The 20,064-nt window shown below is 68.0% G+C and carries 20 protein-coding genes and 1 pseudogene; 9 read left to right on the top strand and 12 right to left on the bottom strand.

Annotated elements, in window-relative coordinates; all coding sequences use genetic code 11:
• A pseudogene (locus tag AAG801_RS19830) lies at nt 1-160 on the top strand (molybdenum cofactor biosynthesis protein MoaE); the annotation flags it as partial.
• Nucleotides 161-185: 25 nt separating this feature from the next.
• Here the strand turns inward: AAG801_RS19830 and AAG801_RS19835 are convergent.
• Together AAG801_RS19835 and AAG801_RS19840 are read right to left on the bottom strand one after the other, a co-directional pair.
• Nucleotides 186-1,022, bottom strand: a complete 837-nt coding sequence (locus tag AAG801_RS19835; RefSeq protein ID WP_341889903.1) for a phosphatase PAP2 family protein — start codon at nt 1,020-1,022, stop codon at nt 186-188.
• A gap of 116 nt (nt 1,023-1,138) precedes the next feature.
• Entirely contained in the window at nt 1,139-2,131 is a 993-nt protein-coding gene (locus tag AAG801_RS19840) for a Bug family tripartite tricarboxylate transporter substrate binding protein (RefSeq protein WP_341889904.1), read from the bottom strand.
• Between the two features lie 145 nt (nt 2,132-2,276).
• Here AAG801_RS19840 and clpB point away from each other — a divergent pair, with 145 nt between their 5' ends.
• Nucleotides 2,277-4,898, top strand: coding sequence for an ATP-dependent chaperone ClpB (gene clpB / locus AAG801_RS19845; RefSeq protein ID WP_341889905.1), 2,622 nt, complete (start codon nt 2,277-2,279; stop codon nt 4,896-4,898).
• A gap of 9 nt (nt 4,899-4,907) precedes the next feature.
• Entirely contained in the window at nt 4,908-5,237 is a 330-nt protein-coding gene (locus tag AAG801_RS19850; RefSeq protein WP_228121805.1) for a hypothetical protein, read from the top strand.
• A 16-nt stretch (nt 5,238-5,253) separates the two neighbouring features.
• On the opposite strand, the gene AAG801_RS19855 is transcribed toward AAG801_RS19850, so the two are convergent.
• Genes AAG801_RS19855 through AAG801_RS19880 form a run of 6 tightly spaced genes read right to left on the bottom strand, consistent with a single transcriptional unit; the run spans nt 5,254 to nt 11,876 of the window.
• Nucleotides 5,254-7,071: an AMP-binding protein gene (locus AAG801_RS19855; protein WP_341889906.1), complete on the bottom strand. Its 1,818-nt coding sequence runs from the start codon at nt 7,069-7,071 to the stop codon at nt 5,254-5,256.
• A 2-nt stretch (nt 7,072-7,073) separates the two neighbouring features.
• A complete protein-coding gene (locus AAG801_RS19860) occupies nt 7,074-7,907 on the bottom strand; it encodes an ABC transporter ATP-binding protein (RefSeq protein ID WP_341889907.1) in 834 nt (277 codons plus the stop codon).
• 8 nt (nt 7,908-7,915) lie between these two features.
• A complete protein-coding gene (locus AAG801_RS19865; RefSeq protein WP_101492257.1) occupies nt 7,916-9,103 on the bottom strand; it encodes an ABC transporter substrate-binding protein in 1,188 nt (395 codons plus the stop codon).
• A gap of 15 nt (nt 9,104-9,118) precedes the next feature.
• Entirely contained in the window at nt 9,119-10,156 is a 1,038-nt protein-coding gene (locus tag AAG801_RS19870; RefSeq protein ID WP_319360426.1) for a branched-chain amino acid ABC transporter permease, read from the bottom strand.
• A 2-nt stretch (nt 10,157-10,158) separates the two neighbouring features.
• Nucleotides 10,159-11,037, bottom strand: a complete 879-nt coding sequence (locus AAG801_RS19875; protein ID WP_056583166.1) for a branched-chain amino acid ABC transporter permease — start codon at nt 11,035-11,037, stop codon at nt 10,159-10,161.
• Nucleotides 11,037-11,876, bottom strand: coding sequence for an ABC transporter ATP-binding protein (locus AAG801_RS19880; RefSeq protein WP_341889908.1), 840 nt, complete (start codon nt 11,874-11,876; stop codon nt 11,037-11,039). The genes AAG801_RS19875 and AAG801_RS19880 overlap by 1 nt, the downstream gene beginning before the upstream one ends.
• Nucleotides 11,877-12,044: 168 nt before the next feature.
• Between AAG801_RS19880 and AAG801_RS19885 the strand changes: the two genes are divergently transcribed.
• The 4 genes from AAG801_RS19885 to arfB are packed head-to-tail and all read left to right on the top strand — an operon-like array spanning nt 12,045 to nt 15,149.
• Nucleotides 12,045-12,707 (top strand): TetR/AcrR family transcriptional regulator, encoded by a 663-nt coding sequence (locus AAG801_RS19885; protein ID WP_341889909.1) that lies wholly within the window; start codon nt 12,045-12,047, stop codon nt 12,705-12,707.
• Nucleotides 12,704-13,498 (top strand): enoyl-CoA hydratase-related protein, encoded by a 795-nt coding sequence (locus AAG801_RS19890; protein ID WP_341889910.1) that lies wholly within the window; start codon nt 12,704-12,706, stop codon nt 13,496-13,498. The genes AAG801_RS19885 and AAG801_RS19890 overlap by 4 nt, the downstream gene beginning before the upstream one ends.
• 42 nt (nt 13,499-13,540) lie before the next feature.
• On the top strand, nt 13,541-14,725 hold the full coding sequence (locus AAG801_RS19895) for an acetyl-CoA C-acyltransferase family protein (protein ID WP_341889911.1): 1,185 nt from the start codon (nt 13,541-13,543) through the stop codon (nt 14,723-14,725).
• 16 nt (nt 14,726-14,741) lie between these two features.
• Nucleotides 14,742-15,149, top strand: a complete 408-nt coding sequence (arfB, locus tag AAG801_RS19900) for an alternative ribosome rescue aminoacyl-tRNA hydrolase ArfB (protein ID WP_095950761.1) — start codon at nt 14,742-14,744, stop codon at nt 15,147-15,149.
• Here arfB and AAG801_RS19905 read toward each other — a convergent pair.
• Nucleotides 15,118-15,645 (bottom strand): hypothetical protein, encoded by a 528-nt coding sequence (locus AAG801_RS19905; protein ID WP_341889912.1) that lies wholly within the window; start codon nt 15,643-15,645, stop codon nt 15,118-15,120. The two genes, arfB and AAG801_RS19905, sit on opposite strands and share 32 nt — an antisense overlap.
• A 140-nt stretch (nt 15,646-15,785) precedes the next feature.
• Between AAG801_RS19905 and AAG801_RS19910 the strand changes: the two genes are divergently transcribed.
• Nucleotides 15,786-16,367: a DUF3299 domain-containing protein gene (locus AAG801_RS19910; RefSeq protein WP_095950760.1), complete on the top strand. Its 582-nt coding sequence runs from the start codon at nt 15,786-15,788 to the stop codon at nt 16,365-16,367.
• Here the strand turns inward: AAG801_RS19910 and AAG801_RS19915 are convergent.
• On the bottom strand, nt 16,351-16,857 hold the full coding sequence (locus tag AAG801_RS19915) for a GNAT family N-acetyltransferase (protein WP_341889913.1): 507 nt from the start codon (nt 16,855-16,857) through the stop codon (nt 16,351-16,353). The two genes, AAG801_RS19910 and AAG801_RS19915, sit on opposite strands and share 17 nt — an antisense overlap.
• A gap of 132 nt (nt 16,858-16,989) precedes the next feature.
• Between AAG801_RS19915 and AAG801_RS19920 the strand changes: the two genes are divergently transcribed.
• Nucleotides 16,990-17,403 carry a GFA family protein gene (locus AAG801_RS19920; RefSeq protein WP_101492264.1) on the top strand — a complete coding sequence of 138 codons (414 nt, stop codon included), beginning with the start codon at nt 16,990-16,992 and terminating at the stop codon, nt 17,401-17,403.
• Nucleotides 17,404-17,413: 10 nt separating this feature from the next.
• Here the strand turns inward: AAG801_RS19920 and AAG801_RS19925 are convergent, their stop codons facing one another.
• Nucleotides 17,414-18,298, bottom strand: coding sequence for a LysR family transcriptional regulator (locus AAG801_RS19925; RefSeq protein WP_341889914.1), 885 nt, complete (start codon nt 18,296-18,298; stop codon nt 17,414-17,416).
• A gap of 31 nt (nt 18,299-18,329) precedes the next feature.
• On the bottom strand, nt 18,330-20,060 hold the full coding sequence (locus AAG801_RS19930) for a SulP family inorganic anion transporter (RefSeq protein ID WP_101492411.1): 1,731 nt from the start codon (nt 20,058-20,060) through the stop codon (nt 18,330-18,332).
• Nucleotides 20,061-20,064: the final 4 nt, after the last annotated feature.

Consider the following 20,064-nt stretch of genomic DNA (forward strand, 5'->3'; position numbering starts at 1 on the left):
CTTCCAGGCCTGCGAGTTCCTGATGGACTACCTGAAGACGCAGGCGCCGTTCTGGAAGAAAGAGCAGACGCCCGAAGGCGCGCGCTGGGTCGATGCCCGCGTGACCGACGACGAGGCGCTGGCACGCTGGGGCATCGCGGCCTCGAACAGCGCCACCTGAGCGGAGCGTTCGGCGCGTTCGAGACTTACGGCGCGATCAGCGCCGAGGTCGCCAGTGCCTTGGCTTCCGCACCGCACTCCTGAGCGGGCACCGCACCCGCCGCGCGTGCCTTCGCAATCTCCGACCGGGCGCCCGCCATCTGTGCCTGGAACACCGGATTCGTGTGCAGCTTCGCCACGGTCGCTGCGCCGACCAGCCGGCCGTTCTCGATGTCGCTCTGCCAGTGCACGCCGCAGATCGCGCGGCTCTGCGAGAAGGCCCGGCCGCGCTGCAGCAGCGCGTCGGCGCGTTCGGGCGCGAGTTCCGTCAGCACCAGCGCCCAGGCCCAGCCCAGGGCTGCGTGGCCTGAGGGGTAGGAGCCGTCCTTGGCCAGAAAGGCTTCTTCGGCGGGTGTGCAGCTGCCGGTCTTGAACGCGACGAAGGGGCGCGTGCGGTTGTAGGTGTTCTTGGCCTTGTAGGTGGCCGAGCCGGCGTCGGCCAGCGTGCGACGCAGCAGCATGTTCAGGTTCGGCGTGGCTTGCTCAGAGATGGGCATGCCCAGCGCGCACGAGAACACCTCGGTGGCCTTCGGAAACTTGAGGTTGGCGTCCTGCACCGCCAGCGCGCCGCGCGGCGTGCCCTGCAGGGCCGTGAGCGCGCGGAAGGTGGCGCCATCGGCTGCCAATGCGGCCGAGCCCTCGGCCGGGGGCGCCGGCAGCAGGGCGAGGCTGTCGGGCAACTCGGCAGCGGGCAGGTAGCCCTTCAGGTAGCCCGAACCCGGGCGCAATTCGCCGACTTCGGCAGGGGAAATGGGGGCGGTGCTGCCGCAGGCGCCGAGCAGCAGCGCGGCCGCCAGCGAGGCGGCGAGGGTCGTGAATCGCATGGGGGATGTGTCTCCGGCTTTGTTGTTGGAAGGCGAGAGCCCATCGTAGGGGGACCTCGCCGGGCCGGAAGATCACCCAGGTGACGGCCCTCTCAGGCCGTACCAGGCCGCGCAGCTCAGGGCTTGAAGCCGCTCGCCTGGATGATCTTTTCCCAGGTCTGCGTGTAGCTGCGCACGCGGCCCGCGAACTGGCCTTGGGGCTCGTAGCCGACCGTCAGGCCCATGGTGGTGAGCTTCTGCTTCACGTCGGGCATGGCCAGCACCTTCTGCAGCGCATCGCCGTACCTGTCGATGACGGCCTGCGGCGTGCCGACCGGCGCGAAGATGCCGTAGTAGGGCAGGTCTTCGAGGTTCGCAAAGCCCAGCTCGGTGAAGGTCGGCACGTTCGGCAGCAGCGCCTGCCGCTTGGCGCCGATGGACGCCACGATGCGCACCTTGCCCGCGCGGTGGTTCTCGATGAAGTCCGGCACCGAGGCGATGCCCGCGGTGATCTGGTTGCCCAGCATGTCGGCCGTCATGGGCGCGCTGCCGCGGTACGGTGCGGGCTGCACGTCGATCTTGTACTTGTCCGAGATCATCTTCACGAGGAACTCGGGGATCGACGCCGGCGCCGGCACGCCGATGGTCTCCTTGCCGCCCTTTTGCGTGCGGATCCACTTCACGTACTCGTCGATGCTCTTGGCCGGCGTGCCGCCCGACACCGCCAGCACGTTGGCAAAGGTGGCAAAGCCGGCCACGGGCACGAAGTCGGTGGCGGGGTTGAAGCCCGGGTTTTTCACCACCTGCGGCAGGATCGAAATGGAGTGGTCATGCGACAGGAACAGCGTGTGGCCGTCGGCCGGCGCGGCCTTCAGCGCCTGCGCCGCAATCTGGCCGCCCGCACCCGCGCGGTTCTCGACCACCACGGGCACACCCAGCACGTCCTTGAGCTTTTCGCCCAGGGTGCGCGCAATCGCGTCGGTGCCCGCGCCGGCGGGAAAGCCCACCAGGAGGCGCACCGGCGTGCCGCTCTGGGCTTGTGCCAGCCCGGCCATGCCCAGGGCAGTCGCCAAGAGACCCACGCTGAACGCGCGGCGCATCGGCTGGACGCGCTGCATTGAAAAAACCATGATCGACTCCATTCGAGATAAAGAGAGAAATGCCTGTGGCAGGACGGTGCGGGGCCCGGTGCAATACCCGTGCCCAGGGTGCAAATCCGATTCACAACCTTGAATCGTGCCCGAACAGCCCTATTTTGGATGCAGGAATACCACCATGCGACAAGACAAACTCACCACCAAATTTCAGGAAGCACTGAGCGACGCCCAGACGCTGGCGCTCGGTAACGACAACGCCTACATCGAACCGGCCCACCTGCTGGTCGCGATGCTGCGCCAGGACGACGGCCCGCGTGCCCTGCTGGAGCGTGCCGGCGTCAACGTGCCCGGGCTGCTGCAGGCGGCCGAGGGCGCCATCAAGAAACTGCCCCAGGTGCAGGGCCACGACATCGTGCAGGTCGGCCCCGAGCTGGGCAAGCTGCTGCAGGCGACCGAGAAGGAAGCCATCAAGCGCAATGACCAGTTCATTGCGGGCGAACTCTTTCTGCTCGCCGTGGCCGACAGCAAGGCCGACATCGGCAAGCTGGCCAAGGAGAACGGCCTGAGCCGCAAGTCGCTCGAATCGGCCATCGAGGCCGTGCGCGGCGGGCAGGGCGTGAACAGCGCCGATGCCGAAGGCCAGCGCGAAGCCCTCAAGAAATACTGCATGGACCTCACCGAGCGCGCCCGCCTGGGCAAGCTCGATCCGGTCATCGGCCGCGACGAAGAAATCCGCCGCGCCATCCAGGTGCTGCAACGCCGCACCAAGAACAACCCCGTGCTCATCGGCGAACCCGGCGTGGGCAAGACCGCCATCGTCGAAGGCCTGGCGCAGCGCATCGTCGCGGGCGAAGTGCCCGAGTCGCTCAAGGGCAAACGTGTGCTGTCGCTCGACATGGCCGCGTTGCTCGCGGGCGCCAAGTTCCGCGGCGAGTTCGAAGAGCGCCTGAAGACCGTGCTCAACGAACTCGCGAAGGACGAAGGCCAGACCATCGTCTTCATCGACGAGCTGCACACCATGGTCGGCGCCGGCAAGGCCGAAGGCGCGATGGACGCGGGCAACATGCTCAAGCCCGCGCTCGCGCGCGGCGAGCTGCACTGCGTGGGCGCCACCACGCTCGACGAGTACCGCAAGTACATCGAAAAAGATGCCGCGCTGGAGCGCCGCTTCCAGAAGATCATCGTGGGCGAGCCCACCGTGGAAGCCACCATCGCCATCCTGCGCGGCCTGCAGGAGAAGTACGAAGTGCACCATGGCGTGCAGATCACCGACCCGGCCATCGTGGCCGCGGCCGAACTGTCTGACCGCTACATCACCGACCGCTTCCTGCCCGACAAGGCCATCGACCTGATCGACGAGGCCGCGGCCAAGATCAAGATCGAGATGGACTCCAAGCCCGAGGTCATGGACCGCCTCGACCGTCGCCTCATCCAGCTGCAGATCGAGCGCGAAGCCGTGCGCCGCGAAAAGGACGAGGCCTCGCAGAAGCGCTTCGGCCTCATCGAGGACGAGATCACCAAGCTGCAAAAGGAAATCGCCGACTACGACGAGATCTGGCAGGCCGAGAAGGCCCAGGCGCAGGGCAGCGCGCACATCCGCGAAGAGATCGAGAAACTCAAGATCGAGATCAAGGACTGGGAGCGCAAGGGCGACTTCAACAAGCTCGCCGAGCTGCAATACGGCCAGCTGCCGGCACTCGAGAAGCGCCTGAAGGAAGCCGAAGAGAGCGAGGCGAACAAGGGCAAGTCCAGCGCGCCCACGCTGCTGCGCACGCAGGTCGGCGCGGAAGAAATCGCCGAGGTCGTGGCGCGCGCCACCGGCATTCCGGTCGCCAAGCTGATGCAGGGCGAGCGCGACAAGCTGCTCGTCATGGAAGACAGGCTGCACGAGCGCGTGGTCGGTCAGGACGAGGCCATCGGTGCGGTCGCCAATGCGATCCGTCGCTCGCGCTCGGGCCTGAGCGATCCGAACCGCCCCACGGGTTCGTTCCTGTTCCTCGGCCCCACGGGCGTGGGCAAGACCGAGCTGTGCAAGGCGCTCGCGGGTTTCCTGTTCGACAGCGAAGACCACCTGATCCGCATCGACATGAGCGAGTTCATGGAGAAGCATTCGGTCGCCCGCCTCATCGGCGCGCCGCCGGGCTACGTGGGCTATGAAGAGGGCGGCTACCTCACGGAAGCCGTGCGCCGCAAGCCCTACAGCGTGGTGCTGCTCGACGAGGTCGAAAAAGCCCACCCCGACGTGTTCAACGTGCTGCTGCAGGTGCTCGACGACGGCCGCCTCACGGACGGCCAGGGCCGCACCGTGGACTTCAAGAACACCGTCATCGTGATGACCAGCAACATCGGCTCGCCGATCATCCAGGCGATGGTGGGCCAGCCCAGCGAAGACATCAAGGAAGCGGTGTGGGACGAGCTGAAGAACTACTTCCGCCCCGAGTTCCTGAACCGCATCGACGAGACGGTCGTGTTCCACGCGCTCGACGCGAAGAACATCGAATCGATCGCGGCGATCCAGCTCAAGGTGCTCAAGGCGCGCCTCGCGAAGATGGACCTGGGCCTGGAGGTGTCGCCTGCGGCGCTGGCCGAAATCGCCAAGGTCGGCTTCGACCCGGTGTTCGGTGCGCGTCCGCTCAAGCGCGCCATCCAGCAGCGCATCGAGAACCCGCTCTCGCGGCTGCTGCTCGACGGCAGCTTCGGGCCGAAGGACACGATCGAGGTCGAAACCGACCCGATCCAGTCGCCGGGCCAGTTCTCGTTCCGCAAGGGCGGGGAACCAACGGCGGCTGCATCGGCCTAAAGTCGGATGATGAACTTCATTCTTCGCGTCATTCTTCTGCTCCTGGGGCTGGTTTTCGCGGCCAGCCTGGCCGTGGCGGCCCTGCTGCTGGCGGCGGTGTGGGGTGTGCGCTACGCCTGGGGGCGCGTCACAGGCAAGCCCGTGACGCCCTGGGTCATGCGTTTCAACCCCCGCTCAGGCTTCGACCGATTTCGCCATGCGGCACAGCAGCCCGCCGAGCCCACGGCGGCTGACGTGGTCAGCGCCCGTGCGCGCGGCGAGTCGGTGCGCAGCCCGGTCGTGCTGGGCCCCGCCGACGATGTGACCGACGTGCGGGCCCGGCCCGTGCGCGGCGACTGAACCTCGTTTCCCCCGGTCAGGCGCTGTACAGCGCCTCGATCTCGCTGGCGTAAGACTTGTAGATGCTGGAGCGCCGCACCTTCATGGTGGCGGTGACTTCACCGTCGTCATGGTCCAACTCTTTGGTGAGCAGATGAAAACGTCTGATCTGCGACACCTGCGCCAGCTTCCCATTGCCGCGCGCCACTTCGGCCTCGATCAGCGCGCGCACCTTGGGTTCTTCCACCAGTGAGCGGAAATGCGTGAAGGGCAGGCGCTGCGCCTCGGCCCATTTGCCGACGGTCTCGTAGTCGATCTGCAGCAGCGCACCGACGAACTTGCGGCTGTCCGCCACCACGATGCATTCCTTGATGAAGGGGCTGCCCTTCATGGTGTTCTCGATCTCCGAGGGCGTGAGGTTCTTGCCGCCGGCGGTGATCATGATGTCCTTCAGCCGGTCGACGATGCGCAGCTGGCCGCCGGCTTCCTCGCGCACCACGTCGCCCGTGTGCAGCCAGCCGTCGCGGATCGATGAGGCCGTGGCTTCGGGGTTCTTGTAGTAGCCCTCGAACACCATGTCGCCGCGCAGCAGCAGCTCGCCGGCTTCGCCCACGCGGTGCTCGGTGCCGTGCGTGGGTGGGCCGACGGTGCCGATGGTCACGGCGTCCGCGCGGTGGCCCGCGACCATGCCGGTCGATTCGGTCAGCCCATACACCTCGACCAGCGGCACGCCCAGCGTGCGAAAGAAGCGCACCACGTCCGCGGGAATCGGCGCCGCGCCCGTGAGCGCAATGCGTGCGCGGCGCAGGCCGATGAAGTTCTGCAGCGCGCGCAGCACGGTCCAGTAGGCGAGGGCGAAACGGCCGCGCTCGGCCAGCGTCCAGGCGCTGCGCGGTTTCTCGGCCAGCGGCGCGCAGGCCTCGATGGCCTTGCGGAACAGCGCGCGCTGCAATCCGCCGGCTTCCTGCATCTTGATGCTGATGCCCGCATGCAGCTTTTCCCAGATGCGCGGCACGCCGAGGAACATGGTGGGCGCGACCTCGCGCAGGTCTTCCTGCACGGTGCGGATCGATTCGCCGAAGTTGACCTGCGAGCCCAGGTACAGCGGCACGAAGGCCGTGAGCATCTGCTCGGCGACGTGGCACAGCGGCAGGTACGACAGGTGCGTGGTGTTGCCGTCGAGTGCCAGCCGTTCGACGATGCCGGGCACGACGCCGCGGATGTTGCGGTACGAAATCATCGCGCCCTTGGGCTTGCCGGTGGAGCCCGAGGTGTAGATCATCAAACCGATGTCGGCGAGCGTCTGGCGCTGCAGCGCGGCGTCGATGAGCGCGGTGCCGTCGCGGGCCAGCACGTCGGCGCCGGCCTGCTCGACCTCCGCAAAGGTCGCGATGCGCTCGCGCACTTCAGGCGGGTAGCTCGCGAGGCCCTTGGTCTCGATCACGATGATCTTGCGCAGGCGCGGCAGCTGGTCGAGCGCGTCGAGCACCTTGTCGGTCTGCTCCTGGTCTTCGCAGACGATCACTTCGATGTCGGCATGGCCGACCACGTAGGCGACCTCGTTGCTCGGGCTGGTGGGGTACACGCCCACGGTCACGGCGCCGATGAGCCCCGCGCCCATCTGCGCGAGCAGCCATTCGACGCGGTTCTCGGAAATCACGCCCAGGTGCCCGCCGGGCGCGAGGCCCATCGCGTGCAGGCCCAGGCCGAAGCGGCTGGCGCGCTGCAGGTAGCCGGCCCAGTCCAGCGGATGCCAGATGCCGAAATCTTTCTGCCGGATCGCGATGCGCTGCGGCTGCAGGCGCGCCTGCTCGCGCAGCATCTGCGGCAGCGTGAGCGAAGGAAGCGGGTTCATCGTCATGACAGCCAGCGCTTGCGGCGCTTGTAGTGCTTCAGCTCGCGGAAGCTGCGCGATTCGCCGCTGCCGCCCACGCCCAGGTAGAACTCGCGCACATCGGGGTCGGCCGCGAGGCGTTCGGCGCTGCCGTCGATCACGACCTTGCCGCTTTCCATGATGTAGCCCGTGTGCGCAATGGCCAGTGCCACGCTGGCGTTCTGTTCCACCAGCAGCATCGAGGTGCCGCGCTCGGCGTTGATGCGCGCGATGATCGTGAAGATGTCTTCGACCAGCTTGGGCGACAGGCCCAGCGAGGGCTCGTCGAGCAATATCAGTTGAGGCTGTGCGACCAGCGCGCGGCCGATGGCGAGCATCTGCTGCTCGCCGCCCGAGAGGTAGCCCGCGAGGCCCTTGCGGCGCTCGTGCAGGCGAGGGAAGTAGGCATAAACGTCGTCGAAGTTGCGCGACGCCGGCGCAGCGCCCGCGCGTCCCGTCAGCGCATAGGTCGCAGCGACCAGGTTCTCTTCGACCGTGAGGTCTTCGAACACGCGCCGGCCTTCCATCACATGGCTCAGGCCGCGCCGCACCAGCTGCTGCGGTGCGAGCCGATCGGTCGGTGCGCCGTCGAACACGATGCGCCCGGCCTCGACCTCGCCGTCTTCCAGCGCGAGCAGGCCCGACACCGCCTTCAGCGTGGTCGACTTGCCCGCGCCGTTGCTGCCCAGCAGCGCCACTATCTGCCCGCGCGGCACGGCCAGCGACAGGCCGCGCAGCACCTGCACGACCTTGTTGTAGACCACCTCGATGTTGTTGACCTCCAGAACGAGGTCGGGCGGTGCCGCGCGCGCGTCCATCGTGTCGGTCAGTTCAGTGCGATCCAGTCCGACGCCGGCACCATCTTCTGCGCCTTCATGTCGGCCTTGTAGACGCGGCCCACGGGAATCGAATTGCCCTTGATGGTGATCGGCGTGCCGATGATCCCGCCGGTGTCGAAGTCCTTGATGGTGTTGAGCGCGGCCTTCAGGTTCTTGCCGTCCAGCGGCTTGCCCGCGTCGAGCGTGCGCTTGGCGGCCTCGGTGAACAGCATCGCTGTGAGGAAGCCCTGCGTGTAGGCCGTGCTCTGGTACTCGGGGCGCAGCGCGCGGATCTTGTCGAGCATCGGCGCCTTGGCCGTGGTGTCGTAGTAGTAACGGTAGGGCATGACGCCCATGAAGCCGTCGCCGCCTTCGCCCATCTTCATGACGGTGGAGCTGTCCATGGTCCAGAAGGTGCCCATCCACTTGCTGGTCATGCCCATCTGCTTGCCCTGCTGCACGAACTCGGGAATGGGCGCGAGGATGTAGCCGTGGAAGATCGTGTAGTCGGGCGCGGCGCGGCGCAGCTTGATGACCTCGGTCGACACGTCGACGCTGCCCGCGGGCGTCATGAGCTTCACGGGCACGCTCAGGCCCAGCTTCTTGGCGGCGGCTTCGCTGGCCTCGATCGGGTCGCGGCCGAACTCGGAATCGGAGTACACGAAGGCCACCTTCGCGCCCGGCTTTTCCTTGGCGATGTGGCGCAGCAGGATGCCGATCTGCTCGGTGTAGTCGGGGCCGACCAGGAACTGGTTCGGGTACTTGGCCGGGTCGTTGAGCTCGGTCGCGAACGAGGCGCCCGCCATCAATATCTGGCCGCCGCGGTCCAGTTCGGGGTTGATGGTCTTCGAGAAGCCGGTCGAGTCGCCGTAGTAGAGGTTGACCTTGTTCTGGCTCGTGATCTTCTTGAAGGCCGCCACCGACACGTCGACCTTGTAGCCCGTGTCTTCCGGCACGTAGCGCAGCTTGCGGCCCTTGATGCCGCCCGCGTCGTTGACGATCTTCACGTAGTCGGCAATGCCGGCGTTGATGCCCACGCCTGCGAAGGCGAACACGCCGGTCATGGGAATCGAGCCACCGATGACGATGTCTTCGTTGGCTTGCGCGTGCGCGGCGAAAGGCACGGTGGCGGCCAGGCCGGCTGCGAGCAGCAGGGCGCGGCGCTGGTGAGAAGGCTTCTTCGTTGTCTTGGGCATGTGTGTCTCCTGGTTCTAGTTACGGAACGGCCATAGGTGAAAGAAGCGGCGTATGCGCCGCCACACTTCTGCGAGCCCGTGCGGCTCGAACACCAGAAATCCGACGATGAGCAGGCCGAAGACGACGGTGCGCACCGGCGAGAGGAACACGGTCATCTCGACGCCGCCCGGCAGCAGGTCGACCACCAGCTTGAGCAGCTCGGGCACCATGGTCATGAACACGGCGCCGAAGATGCCGCCCAGGATGGTGCCCATGCCGCCGACGATGATGGCGGCCAGGAAGAAGATCGACATCAAGAGCGGAAAGCTCTCGGGCGTGACCACGCGAAAGAAATAGGCCCACAGCCCGCCCGCCACGCCCGCATAGAACGACGAGAGCCCGAACGACAGCAGCTTGTAGCGCAGCAGCGGAATGCCCAGCACCTCGGCCGAGATGTCGCGGTCGCGGATGGCGATGAAGGCGCGCCCCACGCGCGTGCGGAACAGGTTGGCCGCGCCGAGCACCATGAGCACCATCACCGGAACGATCACCCAGTAGAGGCGAAACGAGGTGTCGAGCGGCAGGCCGAAGAGCTGCGCGGGCGGCAGCGAGATGCCCGTGGTGCCGCCCGTGAGCTTGAGGTTGGCGAACAGGAAATGCGTGATGAACGAGGCCGCGATGGTCGCGATGGCCAGGTACAGGCCCTTCACGCGCAGCGACGGAATGCCGACGACCAACCCGCCGAGCATGGCGACCACGCCGCCCGCGAGGATGTTCAGCAGGAAGGGCGTGCCCAGCCGCGTCTGCATGATCGCGACGGTGTACGCGCCCAGGCCCATGAACGCGGCCTGCCCGAGGCTCACGAGGCCCGTGTAGCCCGTGAGGATGTTCAGCCCCGTGGCGCTCGCGACGTTGATGGCGACGAGGCACGCGAGGTACAGCCAGTAGTCGCTGGCCATGAAAGGGAACAGCACGAGCAGCGCGACGCCGACCGCGAGCCACACCTTCTGCGTGCGCGAGTCGAACAGCGCCGCGTCGGCGGTGTAGCTTTGCTTGAGGGTGCCGATGCGCATGGCTAGAGTCTCTCGATCTCGTGCGTGCCGAAGAGCCCGTACGGCCGCACCATCAGCACGAACACCAGCACGATGAAGGTGGCGAGCAGCTTGTATTCGCCGCCGAGGTAGGAGCCGGCCAGCGCTTCGATCAGGCCGATGAGCACACCACCGACGAGTGCACCGAGCACGCTGTCGAGCCCGCCGACGATCACCACCACCAGCACCGACAGCCCGAACACGCCCATTGACGACGAGATGCCCCCGATGGCGCCGACGATGATGCCGGCCACCGCCGCGATCATGGACGAGGCCACCCAGGCCAGCGAGAACACGCGCGGCACATGGATGCCCATCGAGTACGCGGCAGCCTGGTCCGAAGCCGTGGCCCGCAGCGCGACGCCGCCGCGCCAGAAGCGGAACAGCAGCAGCACGAGGCCGATCAGCACCACCGCGATCAGTGCGCCATACGCGATCTTCGGCGCCAGGAAGGCCTCGCCGACCATCACGGGGGTGTTCGGCAAAAACTCGGGCAGGCGGCGCTGGTCGGCGGTCCAGATGATCTCGACCAGCCCGACGAGGATCGACGCCAGCCCCACCGTCACCATGAACACCGAGATCGGCGGCTCGCCCAGCAGCGGGCGGATCATGGTGCGCTCGATCACCGCGCCCAGCAGGCCGGTGCCGATCACCGAGCCCAGCACCGCCATCCAGATCGGCAGCGAGAAGCTCGCAGCAAAGGTAAAGAACAGGTAGGCGCCGACCATCAGCATCTCGCCGATGGCGATGTTGACCACGCGCGTGGCCTTGTAGACCAGCACGAAGGCCAGCGCCGCGAGCGCATACAGACCGCCGCCGGCAATGCCGGTGAGCGCGATCTCGAAGAGGTAGGCCCAATCCATCAGGCAACTCCTGCCGTGGCTTCACCGCGCAGCCGGCGACGCAGCTCGCCGACATCGCCCGCGCCGAGGTAGGCGCGGATCACTTCCGGGTCGGCCTGAACCTGCGCCGGCGTGCCTTGCGCAATGACCTGGCCGAAGTTGAGCACCACCACGTGGTCCGACAGGTCCATCACCATGCCCATGTCGTGCTCGACCATGAGCACCGTGATGCCCCACTCGCGCCGCACGTCGAGGATGAAGCGCGCCATGTCTTCAGTCTCTTCGCGGTTCATGCCGGCCACGGGCTCGTCGAGCATCAGCACCTTGGGCTGCATGGCCAGCGCGCGCGCCATTTCGACGCGCTTCTGCAGGCCGTAGGGCAGGGCGGCCACCGAGGCGTGGCGGATGTGGTCGATCTCGAGGAAATCGATGATGCGTTCTTCGACGTCGCGGCGCAGCTCGGCCTCTTCGCGGCGCGCGCGGCCCAGGTAGAAGAGGGCGTCGAACACGTTGGTCTTCAGGTGCGTGTGGCGCCCGAGCTTGATGTTGTCGAGCACGGTCATGCCGCGGAACAGCGCGATGTTCTGGAAGCTGCGCGCCAGCCCGAGCGCGGCGCGCCTGGGGGCGGGCAGCCGGGTGATGTCGGCGCCCTCGAACAGCACCCGGCCCTGCGAGGGCTTGTAGAAGCCCGAGATGGTGTTGAACAGCGAGGTCTTGCCCGCGCCGTTGGGCCCGATCACCGCGGTGATGGAGCCGGGCGCGACGCTGAAGCCGACATGGGTGAGCGCCTTCACGCCGCCGAATGCCAGCGTCAACGCCTCGGCCTGCAGCACCGGGGCCGTGGCGGAAGGTGCGGACATGGAGGGTTCCCGTCGGGTCTCGTCAGGCATGGCTAAGGGGCGCGCCGCAAGGTCAGGGTTTGTGTCCAGCAGCGAAATGCTACTGGCCCGTAAAATTCCTACTGGTCGGTAATGTCTGTGTTCGCCGCAGGTCGCGGCATCGGGACTTTCCCCGCCCGCACAAACCCCATGCCCCGTTCCTCCGCCGTTCCAGCTTCAGCGCCCCCCTCGCCGTGGGAGCCCGCCGACCGCCGCGCGCAGCAGCGCGAGGTGAAGCGCATGGCCGTGTTGCGCACGGCCGCCCAGCTCTTCAACGAACGCGGCTTCCACGCGACCTCGCTCGACGACATTGCCGAGCGGCTCAACGTGAGCAAGCCCACGCTGTACTACTACATCGAGAACAAGGACCAGATCCTGCTCGAGTGCGTGAAGATGGCGCTCGACCTCATGCAGACCGGCATCGGCGAGGTGCGCGCCGCGGGCGGCAGCGCCATCGACCAGCTCAAGGCCTGCATGCGCATCTACTCGGGCGTCGTCACGCAAGACTTCGGCATGTGCGTGATCCGCATCGGCGAAGACCCGCTGCCCGATCCGCTCAAGAAAGAACTGCGCCGCCTCAAGGCCGGCATCGACGGACATTTCCGCCGGCTGATCGAAGAGGGCGTGGCCGAAGGCGCGCTCGCGCCCTGCGACCCGAAGATGGCCGCCTTCATGCTGGCCGGCGCGCTGAGCTGGATCGGCCGCTGGTACCGCCCCGACGGCGACCTTACGCCCGACCAGATCGCCGACCAGGGCATCGAGCTGCTGCTCAACGGCGTGCTGCAGCGCGCCCCTACCAAAGTGAATCCATGACCTCAGAGACTTCTTCTTCCGCACCCCTGCTGGTGGGCCGCGAAGGCGCGGTGGCCACGCTGCGCTTCAACCGGCCGGCCGCGCTCAATGCCATCGACGTGCCGATGGCCACCGCCTTCCTCGCCGCCGCGCGCACGCTGGCTGCCGACAAGAGCGTGCGCGCCGTGCTGCTGAGCGGCGCGGGCAAGGGCTTCATGGCCGGCGGCGATCTCGGCGTGCTGAGTGCCGACCCGAAGCAGGGCGCGGCCGACCTCATCGGCCCGCTGCACGAGGCGCTGACCGTGCTCGACGCCATGGACGCGCCGCTGGTCGCGCAGGTGCACGGCGTGGCGGCCGGCGCGGGCCTGAGCCTGATGCTGCAGGCCGACTTCGTGCTCGCGGCTGAGGGCACGCGCTTCAACCTGGCCTACGTGAACATCGGCACCAGCTGCGACGTCGGCGCCTCGTGGGCGCTGCCGCGCCTCGTCGGCATGCGCCGTGCGCTCGAGATCGCGATGCTCGGCGACACCTACGACACCGCCGCCGCCGAGCGCATGGGCCTCATCAACCGCGTGGTGCCAGCCGCCGACCTCGAGTCCGAAGCCATGGCGCTCGCGCAGCGGCTGGCCAAGGGCCCGACCGTGGCGCTGGGCAATCTGCGCCGGCTGATGCGCGGCTCGCTCGACCGCGACCTCGCAAGCCAGCTCGACGCCGAGTCGGCCGCATTCCAGACCTGCGCGGCCACCGACGATTTCCGCATCGGCCTCGATGCCTTTTTCGGCAAGAAGCCCGCGGCCTTCACCGGCCGCTGAAGAATTCCGCTTTTCGTTTTTTCAATCCAGGAGATCCATCCCATGACTTCACGCGACATCTTCGTGGTCGGCACTGCCCGCACCGCCATCGGCACCTTCGGCGGCGCACTGAAGGACGTGCCCAACACGCAACTGGCCACCACCGCCGTCAAGGCCGCCATCGAACGCAGCGGCGTGGCCGCCGATGCCATCGGCCATGTGGTCATGGGCAACGTGATTCCCACCGACGTGAGGGACGCGTACCTCAGCCGCGTGGCTGCGATCGATGCGGGCTGCCCCATCGAGACGCCGGCCTTCAACGTGAACCGCCTGTGCGGCTCGGGCCTGCAGGCCATCGTGTCGGCGGCGCAGGCGATTGCGCTGGGCGACTGCGACATCGCCATCGGCGGCGGCTCCGAATCGATGAGCCGCGGGCCGTACTTCGACACCTCGGCCCGCTACGGCGCACGCATGGGCGACGCGGTGCTGGTCGACTACATGCTGGGCATCCTGCACGACCCGTGGGAGAAGATCCATATGGGCATCACCGCCGAGAACGTGGCCGCGCGCTACGGCATCACGCGCGAGCAGATGGACGAACTGGCCGTGACCAGTCAGCAGCGCGCCGCCGCTGCCATTGCCGCGGGCCGCTTCAAGGAACAGATCGTTCCGGTCGAAGTGAAGACGCGCAAGGGCGTCGTGCTGTTCGACACCGACGAGCACGTGCGCGCCGACACCACCATGGACACGCTCGCGAAGATGAAGCCTGCGTTCAAGAAGGACGGCCTCGTCACCGCCGGCAATGCCTCGGGCATCAATGACGGCGCAGCCGCCGTGGTGCTGGCCGAAGGTGGCCGTGTGAAGGCGCTGGGCCTGAAGCCGCTGGCACGCCTCGTAGGCTATGCACACGCGGGTGTCGAACCCGCGTACATGGGCATCGGCCCCGTGCCGGCCACGCGCAAGGTGCTGGAGCGCACGGGCCTGAAGGTCAGCGACTTCGATGTGATCGAGTCGAACGAAGCGTTCGCCGCACAAGCCTGCGCCGTCATCAAGGAACTGGGCTTCGACCCCGCCAAGGTGAACCCGAACGGCTCGGGCATTTCGCTGGGCCACCCGGTGGGCGCGACCGGCGCGATCATCACGACGAAGGCGATCGCCGAGCTGCACCGCACCGGTGGCCGCTACGCGCTCGTCACGATGTGCATCGGCGGCGGGCAAGGCATTGCCGCCGTGTTTGAACGCGTTTGAAGGCACACTCGCGGGCATGCTCCGCCCCCCACTCCTGATCGATCCCGACGAGGTCGAGATCAGCGCCATCCGTGCGCAGGGTGCGGGCGGGCAGAACGTCAACAAGGTGTCGAGCGCGGTGCACCTGCGCTACGACATCCATGCCTGCTCGCTGCCCGCCGACGTGAAGGAACGGCTGCTCGCCTTGCGCGACAGCCGCATCACGCAGGAGGGCGTGTTCGTGCTCAAGGCGCAGCAGCACCGCACGCAGGAGATGAACCGCGCCGACGCGCTCGCGCGGCTGCAGGCGGTGATCGACAGCGTGGCCACGCCGCCGCGCGTGCGGCGCGCCACCAAGCCCACCTACGGTTCGAAGCAGCGCCGGCTCGAAGGCAAGAGCCAGCGCTCGCAGATCAAGAACCTGCGCGGGCGGGTGCAGGACTGACCGGCTTGTCGCCGCGCAGCCGCTTGATCTGCAGCGTCACGCCCACCACGTACAGCGCGCCAAGCACCGCGGTGATCGCCTTCAGTTCGGGCGCCTCGGCGCTCGGCAGCAGCGGCGCGCCCAGCGGAAAGCGCGTCAGCGTTTCGGTGAAGGCCGGAATCCAGTGGAAGAGAAAACTCGCCGAATAGGCGACGGCCTCGATGTAGCGCGACTTGGCCCCAAGCCGCCCGTACCCCGCCAGCGCCCCGACGGCCAGCGCCACCAAAGTGATGATGCCCAGCGCATGCGGCTTTCCGAAGCCGCCGTGCTGGAAGATGCCGAAGCCCGTGAGGCAGGTCAGCACCGTGGTCCAGACGAAGACCTGGCCCAGGCCGGTGCGCAGCGTGATTTCCTTGTAGCGCAGCAGGGCCCAGATGCCCGCGAACACGGCGATCAGGCTGATCGCGGTGTGAACCGTGCCGAGTGACGTCAATCCAAGCCATCCTGTGGGTGCCATGCGAATCTCCTCGTGGTCGTGTCGTGGTGCGGCATTCTGGCGCGGTGCCCGCCTTTTTGCCATGTGTGCCATTTGTTTCAAGGCGGGTCTTCCGGCCCGCCCCGAGCGCCGTGTCGCCTTCGGCAAGCACAATCGGGGCCATGAGTGTTCTTGTTTGTCGCGTCGGAATGGTGCTGCTGATGGCGGTCGCGGGCAGCCTGCTGTCCGCCTGCAGCCCGGACGCCGCAGAGGGGCAGGGCACGGCCAGCGCGCCGGCCGCGCAGGAGCTGGCCTGGGACACGCTGGTGCCCAAGGACTGGGACCCGACCCAGCGCTACCGCAACATCAGCCTCGAGGCGCTGCGCGACAACGACCCGCGCGCGATCCAGATGCTCGACGAGATGCGTGCCGTCTGGGACAACGCGCCGGTCAACGTCGCGCTCGACGGCAAACCCGCCAAGCTCTCGGGCTTCGTCGTGCCGCTCGATGCCACGCCCGACGGCATCCGCGAGTTCCTGCTGGTGCCGTACTTCGGCGCCTGCATCCACACCCCGCCGCCGCCCGCCAACCAGATCGTCCACGTGATCGCGCCGGCGCCCGTGAAGGGGCTGCACGCGATGGACACGGTGCGCGTCAGCGGCACGCTGAAAGCGGCGCGCTACGCGTCGGCGGACATGGGCGTGAGCGGCTACGAGATCGCCTCGGCGGCGGTGGAGCGGCTGGTGGTCACGCAGGGGCCGTGAAGGCCGCCAGCTCGCCCAAGGCCGGCTCCAGCAGCCGGTAGCTCAGCCGCTCGGTGACGCGGAACGCGCCGAGCCCTTCATAGAACGCGATGCCCCGCGCATTCGTCGCCTTCACGGGCCAATCGATGCGGTGGCATCCGTGGGCGATGGCGCGTGCGGCCACCCAGGCCATGAGGGCACGGCCCGCCCCCGCACTGCGGTGACCCGACGTCACGTAGAGCTCCTTGAGCTGGCAGTGCTTGCGCTGCTCCGGTGCGAAGTCGACCAGCGAGAAGACCCAGGTGATCGCGGCCAGCCCGACCACGGTGCGCGCGTCTGTCGACGCCACCACGAGCTGGTGCGGCGACCCGGGGGCGAGGAGATTGCCCAGCAAGTGCTCGCGCACCAACTCACGCGATGCGAGTGCGCCGTCGTTGTAGAAGGCGTGCAGTTCGGCCAGCAGCTCGATGAGCGAATCGTGTTGGGCTTCAGACACCAGATCGACGTGCATGGCATTTCCTTTGGATGGGGCTGCGTGACTGCCGGATTCTGGCCGGACCCGGATTCACGACGATCTTGTTACTCCCCGCCCGCACCCTCGCTCGACTAGATTGCCCCTCATCACTTCGAAAGGGCAAGAACCATGAACCCGGCCTACACCGGCGGTTGCGCGTGCGGCGCCATTCGCTACGAGATTTCAGGGGAACCCGTGTTCCAGAACGACTGCCAGTGCCTCGACTGCCAGCGCAAGAGCGGCACCGGCCACGGCTCGTACCTCAGCTTCGCGGGCGCCGAGGTGAAGCAGACCGGCGCGGCCACGCTGTGGAGCCTCAAGGGCGACAGCGGCAACGTCAAGACGCGTGCGTTCTGCCCGACCTGCGGCTCGCCCGTGTACATGACCTTCGCGGCGATGCCCGGCGTCTTCACCGTGCATGCCGCGAGCCTGGACGACCCGGGGCGCTACCGGCCGCAGGCGGTCACGTACGCGGTGCGCGGGCACGCCTGGGACTTTCTCGACCCGGCGCTGCCGAAGTTCGAGCGGATGCCGCCGGGCTGAACTCAGCCGGTCAGCCCATGCGCTGCGACAGGAAATCGAGGAACGACGTGATCCGCGCCGACAGCTGCGTGTTGCGGTAGTACACGGCGTTGACGGGCTGGCGCACATCGACCGTGTCCTTCGGCAGCACCTGCACCAGCGCGCCGCTGGCGCGGTCGATGGCGGTCATGAAGTCCGACAGGCAGACGATGCCCACGCCGGCCAGCGCGAGCTGGCGCAGCGTTTCGCCGCTCGACGCGACCACCGTGGGCGCGATGGTCCATTCGTCGCCGTGCACGCCGCGCAGCGGCCAGCGGTTCAGCGACTCGGGCTGGGTGAAGCCCAGCAGCGCGTGGCCGGTCAGTTCGTCCACCTTGCGCGGCTTGCCGTGGGCCTCCAGGTACGCGGGGCTTGCGAGCACGCGCAGCCGGTGCGTGCCGAGCGGGCGCGCATGCAGCGTGGAATCGCGCAGCGGGCCGATGCGAATCGCCACGTCGGTGCGCCGCTCCAGCAGGTCGATGGGCAGGTCGTCGGTGTCGAGCTCCAGGCTGATCTGCGGGTAGAGCCGGCGGAACTCCGGCACCAGCGGCACGATGGCGTGCAGCATGAAGGGCGAGGCCGCGTTCACGCGCAGGCGGCCGGCCGGTTGCTGGCGGCGCGCGGCCATGTGTTCTTCGGCGTCGTCGATCGCGTCGAGGATGGCGCGCGTGCGCTGCAAGAAGGCCGCGCCTTCCTCGGTGAGTTCGAGCCGCCGCGTGGTGCGGCGCATCAGCGTGGTGCCGAGCTTCTGTTCGAGCCGGCTCAGCGCGCGGCTGATGCCCGACACGGTCTGTCCCAGCTGGTCGGCCGCGGCGGTGATCGAGCCGGTGTCCACCACGGCGCGGAAGGCGACCAGTTCTTCGATGGTGGTTTTCATGGCGCCCGCGTCTGCGAAGAGAGGGCCGCGGTCAGGCCGCGGCTTCGGCCTCTTCAGGCATCTCGATGCGCGGCATCAGCGCGGCCAGCGCCTCGGCGTCGGTGCGGTAGCTGAAGAGCATCGGTCCCGGTGCCAGCAGGCCGGCGCGCTCGAGCACCTGCATGGCCGGCAGCTTCATGCCGCTCAGGTGCAGGCGCACGCCCTTGGATTCCATCATCCGGCGGATCGAGCCGAACACCTCGGCACCGGTGATGTCGATGCGGTTGATCGGCTGCGCGAACAGGCAGACGTCGGTCAGGTCGGGGCGCTCGGCCAGTGCGACCGTGAGCGCGCGCTCCAGCGTGGAGGCGGAGGCGAAGTCGAGTTCGGCGTCCATGCGCACGGCATACAGCTGGGGCGCGAGCGGCGGCAGCTTCCAGAGGTGGCGGTCGCGCAGGCTGCCGTCGGGGTGCAGGCCCACTTCGATGATGCGCGGGTGCAGGTGGCGGTACATGTAGTGCGCCAGGCTGGCGAGCAGGCCGCCCAGCACGCCCCAGTAGATGCTCGGCGCGGTGGCGATGGTGAGCACGAAGGTGCCGAAGGCGATGCCTGCCTCCAGCTTCGAGATGCGCCACAGCGCAGTGAAGCTCGACGGCTTCACCAGTCCGAGGATGGCAGTGACCACCACCGCCGCCAGCACCGCCTGCGGCACGTGGTACAGCAGCGGCATGAGCCACAGCAGCGCACCGGCCACCACGGCCACGCTGAACAGCGTCGCCCAGCCGGTCTGCGCGCCTGCGTAGAGCGTGATCGCCGAGCGCGAGAACGACGAGCTGGTGGGGAACGCGCCCGAGAAGCCCGAGGCCAGCTTGGCCAGGCCCTGGCCGATCAGGTCCTGGTTTTCGTTCCACAGCGTGCCGGCGCGGCCGTTGTCGACCTTGGCGCTCGATGCGGTCTCGAGAAAGCTCACCAGCGTGATCATCAGCGCGGGCAGCACCAGTGCGCTGAAGGTGTGCGCCGGCAGCAGGCCGGGCCAGTAGAACGAAGGCAGGCCCGAGGGCAGGGCGCCCACCACGGCGCCGCCGCGCAGCGCGTAGTTGATGGTCCAGCTGATGGCGGCGGCACCGGCCACCAGCGCCATCGTGGTCGGGAAGCGCGGCACCCAGCGCTTGCCCAGCCACAGCACGGCGATGCTGCCCAGGCCGAAGGCGATGGCCGTGAGGTCGGGCAGCGGCCCGCCCTGCAGCACCTGCGGAATGGTGCGGCCGGTGAAGCCCAGGAGCGCGGGCAGCTGCGAGATCGCAATCAGCACCGCCGCGCCCTGCGTGAAGCCGATCAGCACCGGCGAATTGACCAGCCGCAGCAGCCAGCCGAAGCGCCCCGCGCCGAGCACGATCTGGATCGCGCCCGACATCAGCGTGAGCCACACCGCCATCGCCACCCATTCGTCGCTGCCCGCCACCGCCAGCGGCGCGAGCGACGCGCCGACCAGCAGGCTGGTGAGCGCGGTCGGCCCGACCGACAGCCGCTGCGACGAGCTGAACATCACGGCGATGAGCGCCGGGAACAGCGCCGCGTACACGCCAGTGACCAGCGGCATGCCGGCCAGCGCCGCATAGGCCACGCCCTGCGGCAGCACCATCAGCGCGACGGTGATGCCGGCCATGGCCTCGTTGCGCAGCAGCGCGGCAGACGGGCGGGGCCAGGCGAGACAGGGAACCCAGCGCGCGAGGCGCTGGCGAAGAGAAGGTGCGGGGGAGGAGGAAGGGGAAGCCGGATTCATGAAG

This window comes from Variovorax sp. YR752 (genome assembly GCF_943372545.1).